At 65.1% G+C, this 1,416-nt stretch carries 1 protein-coding gene; it reads right to left on the bottom strand.

Going from position 1 to position 1,416, the window contains the following annotated elements; all coding sequences use genetic code 11:
* Positions 1–1,416: VCBS domain-containing protein (locus EN949_RS35260; protein WP_206535011.1), on the bottom strand; the 1,416-nt coding region annotated here is incomplete at both ends.

The following is a 1,416-nucleotide window of genomic DNA, read 5'->3' as shown; positions in this document are numbered from 1 at the left end:
CCGTGCTGCCGTCGCCGGCCGCCGAACCCGCCGCCAGACCTGCTTCATAGACCTGATCATGCGCGCCGGCCGGGTTGCCCTGGTCAACGACGACCTGTGGGACGTCGTTGGTGCCGTTGATGGTGATCTCGACCGTTGTCGTCGAGGTGTCGCCGTCGCCATCGGTCAGCGTATAGGTGAACGTGTCCGTCAGATGCTGGCCGGTGGTCAGCGCCTGGACCGCCGCAGCGCCGTTGTTCAGCGTGTAGCTGTAGTGGCCGTCCGCATCGATCGTGATCGAACCGTAACTGCCCGCCACGGCCGACCCGACATGGCCCGAGGCCGATGCAACCGTGCCCGCCTCGACGCCCGTTACCGTCGCCCCGTCCGCGCCCTTGACGTCGGCGACGCCGTCCGTCACATTCGCGTCCGCGCCGCCGCTGGCCGTGATCACGTTGCCGTCCGCAACCGTCGCGCCGTCTTCCGTCACGCTGTCCGTATCGGCAACCGCGGTCGGCACGTCGTCGACAATGGCGACGGCAAAGGTGGTGCTGGCCGAATCGCCGTCGACGTCCGTGACAGTGATGCTGAAATTGTCCGGAACCGTGTCGTTGGGATCGAACCCGTTCGTGTGCTCGGGATGAGTGACCGATTCGGTCACCGTGTAATTGTATTGGATAGCACCCGTGCTCGGATTGTAGGAGACGATCTCCAAATAGCCGAACTGGCCAGGAATCTGCTGGCCGACGCCGGTGACGGCGACACCGTTGATAACGATCGACCCGATTCCATCCGGTGCGTCGATGCTGATCGTTCCGATGCCTGAAGTTTCGGAATTGCTTGGCGCGTCGCTGCCGGGCGATTGTGTCTGGTTGCCATCGAGGCCGGTCTCACTGGCCGCTTCGGTCGGGGCAAGCAGTGACGTGGCCACCACTGAAACCGGCCTGTCGACGATGGACGGGAACAGTTCGCGGCGATCCAGAAGCCCAAACTGCAAGGCGGTCGGCGGCAGCAATGCCGACAGGTCGAACCCGTCGCCGATGCCGCCGGGGGGAACCGAGAAATCACCGCCTGCGCTTGAATTCGAACCGCCGGGGCCGGCCGAGATGGAACCGTCGGCGCCGAAGGCGACATCGACATGGCTGGCTTCCAGCGCCGCCAGCAAGGCAACGCGCGGCACCTCGACGTCGCCGATGATGAAGGTCGGCACGTTCAGGGCGCCATCCTTGATCACGATCACCGAGCCGTCGGCCTGTTCGAGCACAAGGTTTTGGCCGTCGACCTTGATGTTGTCGATGGAAGCGTTGGCAGGAAGCCTTACCACGTGGCTGGCGTCGGCTACATATTCGTGCGGCGCAGCTGCCGGCAGCGTCTTCGCTTCCGCGGGGGCTTCCGGCTTGACGGGCGCTCCGCCGCCGACATCGACCGGCACCGGTT

The sequence above is a fragment of the Mesorhizobium sp. M7A.F.Ca.US.007.01.2.1 genome, from assembly GCF_003998165.1.
Lineage (GTDB): Bacteria > Pseudomonadota > Alphaproteobacteria > Rhizobiales > Rhizobiaceae > Mesorhizobium > Mesorhizobium ciceri.
This window is presented reverse-complemented; position numbering and strand designations above follow the sequence as displayed.